The 4,193-nt window shown below is 75.5% G+C and carries 6 protein-coding genes; 4 read left to right on the top strand and 2 right to left on the bottom strand.

Translation table 11 applies throughout. From position 1 onward, the window contains the following. The 4 genes from B0E53_RS33520 to B0E53_RS33505 all read left to right on the top strand — a co-directional run. A partial coding sequence (locus B0E53_RS33520) for an iron chelate uptake ABC transporter family permease subunit (protein ID WP_146167882.1) occupies positions 1-280 on the top strand: 280 nt, incomplete at its 5' end. Beyond that, complete coding sequence (locus B0E53_RS33515; protein WP_246835733.1) at positions 277-1,380, top strand: iron ABC transporter permease; 1,104 nt, start codon at positions 277-279, stop codon at positions 1,378-1,380. The genes B0E53_RS33520 and B0E53_RS33515, both read left to right, overlap by 4 nt. Before the next feature lie 5 nt (positions 1,381-1,385). Next, complete coding sequence (locus B0E53_RS33510; RefSeq protein WP_107079603.1) at positions 1,386-2,219, top strand: ABC transporter ATP-binding protein; 834 nt, start codon at positions 1,386-1,388, stop codon at positions 2,217-2,219. Positions 2,220-2,258: 39 nt separating this feature from the next. Beyond that, the gene (locus B0E53_RS33505) at positions 2,259-3,203 is read left to right on the top strand and encodes an iron-siderophore ABC transporter substrate-binding protein (protein WP_107079601.1); all 945 of its coding nucleotides are present in this window, start codon (positions 2,259-2,261) and stop codon (positions 3,201-3,203) included. Between the two features lie 55 nt (positions 3,204-3,258). Here B0E53_RS33505 and B0E53_RS33500 read toward each other — a convergent pair whose 3' ends face one another. Both B0E53_RS33500 and B0E53_RS33495 read right to left on the bottom strand, forming a co-directional pair. Continuing rightward, positions 3,259-3,816: a GNAT family N-acetyltransferase gene (locus B0E53_RS33500; RefSeq protein ID WP_107079600.1), complete on the bottom strand. Its 558-nt coding sequence runs from the start codon at positions 3,814-3,816 to the stop codon at positions 3,259-3,261. After that, on the bottom strand, positions 3,813-4,193 hold a 381-nt coding region (locus tag B0E53_RS33495; RefSeq protein ID WP_146167881.1), incomplete at its 5' end, for a penicillin acylase family protein. The genes B0E53_RS33500 and B0E53_RS33495, both read right to left, overlap by 4 nt.

Raw genomic sequence — 4,193 nt, 5'->3', positions numbered from 1 at the left:
GGGCGGGGTGCTGCTCACCGGCGCCGCGGTGGCCGCCGCCGGGCCGATCGCCTTCGTCGGGCTGGCCGTGCCGCACCTGGCCCGGGCCCTGGTCGGCGCCGACCACCGGTGGACCCTGCTGGTCGCCGCGCTGCTCGGGCCGGCCCTGGTGCTCGGCGCGGACGTGGCCGGGCGGCTCGTCGCCCCACCCGGCGAGATCCCCGCCGGCATCATCACCGCCCTGCTCGGCGCCCCCCTGCTCGCCCTCCTGGTCCGCCGCGCCAAGGTCGTGACGGCGTGAGCGCGAGGAGTGCGCCGGGTTTGCGCGCCCCGCAGTCGCGAACGAAGGAAGCGCTGAGCGCGTCGACGACCGCCCTGCCGGGGCGGTCGCTGGTGCGGGTCGGTCCGCTGGCCGTGCCGGTGCGGCGGCGGCCGGTGGTGGTGGCGGCCGTGCTGTTTCTGCTCCTGGCCGCCGCCGTGGTGATCAGTCTTTCGCTCGGGACGCCGTACGTAGCTCCGGGCGACGTGCTGCGGGCGCTCTCCGGCGCCGGCACCCCGTACGACCTCGTGGTGCTCGACCTGCGGCTGCCCCGCGCGGTGCTCGCGGCGCTGGCCGGGGCGGCCTTCGGGGTGGCCGGCACCCTGATCCAGAGCGTGGCCCGCAACCCCCTCGCCAGCCCCGACGTCATCGGCGTCACCCAGGGCGCCGGCCTGGCCGCCACGGTGGCACTGACCAGCGGCGCCGCGGCGGTCCTGGTGGCGCCGGCCGCGCTGGTCGGCGGCCTGGTGGCGGCGCTCCTGGTCTTCGCCCTCGGGGCGCGGCACGGCCTGGCCGCGCAGCGCTTCGTGCTGGCCGGCGTGGCGGTGGCGTTCGCGCTCCGGGCGCTGACCGAGGTGGTCATGCTGGCCGCCGACCCGATCGACGGGCTGCGCGCCCAGCTCTGGCTCATCGGCACCCTGGCCGGCAAGGGCTGGACCGAGGCGGCCTGGATCGCCGGCACCCTCGCCGTGCTGCTGCCCGTGCTGCTCTGGGCCGGCTGGGCGCTGCGCAGCACCGCACTGGACGACGACACCGCCCGGGGGATCGGGCTGCGCCCGGTGGCCCGGCGGGTCGGCCTGGCCGCCACCGGCGTGCTGGCCGCCGCCACGGTCACCGCCCAGGTCGGCGCGGTGGACTTCGTGGCGCTGGTCGCCCCGCAGGTGGCCCGGCGGCTGGTACGCGCGGAGCGGCCGCCGCTGCTCTGCTCGGCCCTGCTCGGGGCGCTGCTGCTGGTGCTCGCCGACCTGGCCGGCCGCCGGCTGTTCGCGCCCACCCAACTCCCGGCCGGCGTGCTCACCGCGGCGATCGGCGGCCCCTACCTGATCTTCCTGCTGCTGCGCACCCGAGGGAGGCGGTCGTGACCGCGATGCTGTCCACCCGTGACCTGGTCGCCGGATACGAGACCCGGACCGTGCTGGACGGGCTGGACCTCGACCTGCCCGCCGACGCGTTCACGGTGATCGTCGGGCCGAACGCCTGCGGCAAGTCCACTCTGCTGCGCACCATGGCCCGGCTGCTCACCCCGCGCCGCGGCGCGGTGCTGCTCGACGGCACGGCGATCCGCGACCTGCCCACCCGCGAGGTGGCCCGGCGGCTCGGCGTGCTGCCGCAGAGCCCGCTGGTGCCCGAGGGGATCACCGTGGCCGACCTGGTCGGCCGGGGCCGGCAGCCCTACCAGCGCTGGTGGCGGCAGTGGTCCGCGGAGGACGGCCGGGCCGTCGAGGCGGCCCTGGCCATGGCCGACGTGACCGGGCTGGCCGACCGGCCGGTGGACACCCTCTCCGGCGGGCAGCGGCAGCGGGTCTGGATCGCCATGACCCTGGCCCAGGACACCGAGGCGCTGCTGCTGGACGAGCCGACCACCTTCCTCGACCTGGCCCACCAGGTGGAGGTGCTGGACCTGCTGCACCGGCTGCGCGCCGAGCGCGGCCGGACCGTGGTCGCCGTGCTGCACGACCTCAACCAGGCCGCCCGGTACGCCGACCACCTGGTCGCCATGCGCGCCGGTGCGGTGGTCGCCGCCGGCCCGCCGCGCGAGATCCTCACGGTCGACCTGGTCCGCGACGTCTTCGGGCTCGACTGCGTGGTCGTGCCCTGCCCGGTCACCGGCGCCCCGCTCGTGGTGCCCGCCCTCACCCACACCTCGGCCGTTCCGGCCGCCACGCCGGCCCCGGCCGGCGCCTCCGTCGGCGACGCCTGACCGCGCGTCGACCCGTACCTGTCAGGAAAGGACCTTTTGATGCGTCGTCTCGCCGTCGCTCTCACCGCGGCCCTCGCCCTCGGCGTGGGCCTCACCGCCTGCGGGGAGAGCGATCCCGTCTCCGGCACCAGCGCCGGGGAGACCCGGGAGATCACCCACGCGATGGGCACCAGCAAGGTGCCCGCCGAGCCGAAGCGCGTGGTGGTGCTCGACACCGACAAGATCGACACCGCGCTGTCGCTCGGCGTCACCCCGGTGGGCGCGGCCACCGCCGGCGAGGCGAAGAGCTGGCCCACCTACTTCGGCGCGGACAAGCTGGCCGGCATCAAGGAGGTGGGGGTGCTCACCGAGCCCGACCTGGAGGCGATCAACGCGCTCAAGCCGGACCTGATCCTCGGCAGCAAGTTCCGCCAGGAGAAGTTCTACGACGAGCTGTCCGCCATCGCCCCGACGGTCTTCACCGAGAAGGTGGGCATCACCTGGAAGGAGAACTTCCTCCTCGACGGCAAGGCCCTCGGCAAGGAGCAGCAGGCCAAGGATCTGCTGGCCACGTACGAGAAGCGGGCCAAGGACCTCGGCGCGAAGCTCGGCGACGCGTCGTCGCGGAAGGTCTCCATCGTGCGCTTCATTCCGGGCAACATCCGGGTCTACGGTCCGGACTCGTTCTCCGGCATCGTGGTCGGTGACACCGGCCTGGGCCGCCCCGAGCGGCAGTTGCTGGCGGGCAAGGAGGACAAGCGCTTCGACCTGGTCAGCCCCGAGCGGGTCAACGAGGTCGACGGCGACGTCGTCTTCGTGACCGCGTACGGCGAGAAGGCCGCCGCCGAGCAGGCGAAGGTCTCCGCCGGCAGCCTCTGGCAGGGCCTGTCCGCGGTCAAGGCGGGCAAGGCGCACGTGGTCTCCGACGAGGTCTGGATGACCGGCATCGGCGTCGGCGCCGCCAACAAGATCCTGGACGACCTGGAGAAGTACCTGGCCGCCTGAACCACCCGCACGTCCAGCGCCCGCCCGGCCCCGTGCCGGGCGGCCGCTGCCGTCGTCAGGCCGGGACCGGGTGGTCGGCCTCGAACCGGTCGCGGGTGAGGAAGGCGAGCCGGGCCCGCTTGTCCGGCATGTCGATCTCGGCGTCGAAGGCGAAGCCCTCCCGCTCCAGCCGGCGCAGCGCGCGGTCGTTGCGCACGTCCGGCTCGACGACGATGCGCTGCCGGGTGGGGTCGGTGAACAGGAAACGGGCCAGGGCCGGCGCGACCGCCGAGGCGAGGCCCGGCGCCGGCCGGTTCGCCGCCAGCAGCAGGTGCATCCCGACGTCACCGGGGCGGACCGGGTAGCGCTCGCCGACCGGGTCGGCCTCGGGCCGGTAGCTCTGGAACAGGCCGACCGGCGTCCCGTCCAGGGTGATCAGGTAGGCGTGGTGCGTGGCCAGGCCGTCGAGGAACTCGTAGACCTCGCGCACCTCCGCCTCGGTGTGGTCGCCCATGCCCCAGAACCGGGCCCACGGCTGGGTCACCCAGCCGTGCAGCAGCGCCGCGTCCGCCGCCGGGTCGACCGGGACGAGCCGCAGCTCGCCGAGGCCGGGCAGCTTCTCCTGGTACGTCATGACGGGTCTCCTTCTCGGGTGAGTTCGGTGGCGGGCACCGGGATCAGCTCGCCGGCCGCCCAGCGCGGCAGTTGGTCGTCGAAGTGCGGGTCGCCCGGCCGGCCGGAGGCGCCGAACGGCACCACCCAGCGACTGCGCGAGCGGTCGGTGAGGTCCCAGACGTAGCGGGCCACCGGGCCCCGCCAGCAGGCGTCGGAGACCCCGGGCACGCCGGAGGTGGCGAGTACGCAGTCGGTGTCGCCGCCGAGGGCCACCCGCTCGCGCATCGCCGTCACCGCGGCGTCGACGTCGGGCGCCACGCCGAGGTGCACGGGGTGCAGCCGGTGCCGCGCGCCCCACGCCGGGGCCGGGCCGGCCGCCGCCACCTCGGCGAGCGC

The sequence above is a fragment of the Micromonospora sp. MH33 genome (assembly GCF_003013775.1).
GTDB classification, from domain to species: Bacteria; Actinomycetota; Actinomycetes; order Mycobacteriales; family Micromonosporaceae; genus Micromonospora; species Micromonospora fulviviridis.
The sequence above is the reverse complement of the archived record's forward strand: the minus strand, read 5'-3'. Positions and strand labels throughout refer to the sequence as shown.

Bases quoted from the DNA above. Each gene is read 5' to 3' on its own strand.
- B0E53_RS33510 (WP_107079603.1), top strand. From the start codon at position 1,386: ATGCTGTCCACCCGTGACCTGGTCGCCGGATACGAGACCCGGACCGTG.
- B0E53_RS33500 (WP_107079600.1), bottom strand. From the start codon at position 3,816: ATGACGTACCAGGAGAAGCTGCCCGGCCTCGGCGAGCTGCGGCTCGTC.
- B0E53_RS33505 (WP_107079601.1), top strand. From the start codon at position 2,259: ATGCGTCGTCTCGCCGTCGCTCTCACCGCGGCCCTCGCCCTCGGCGTG.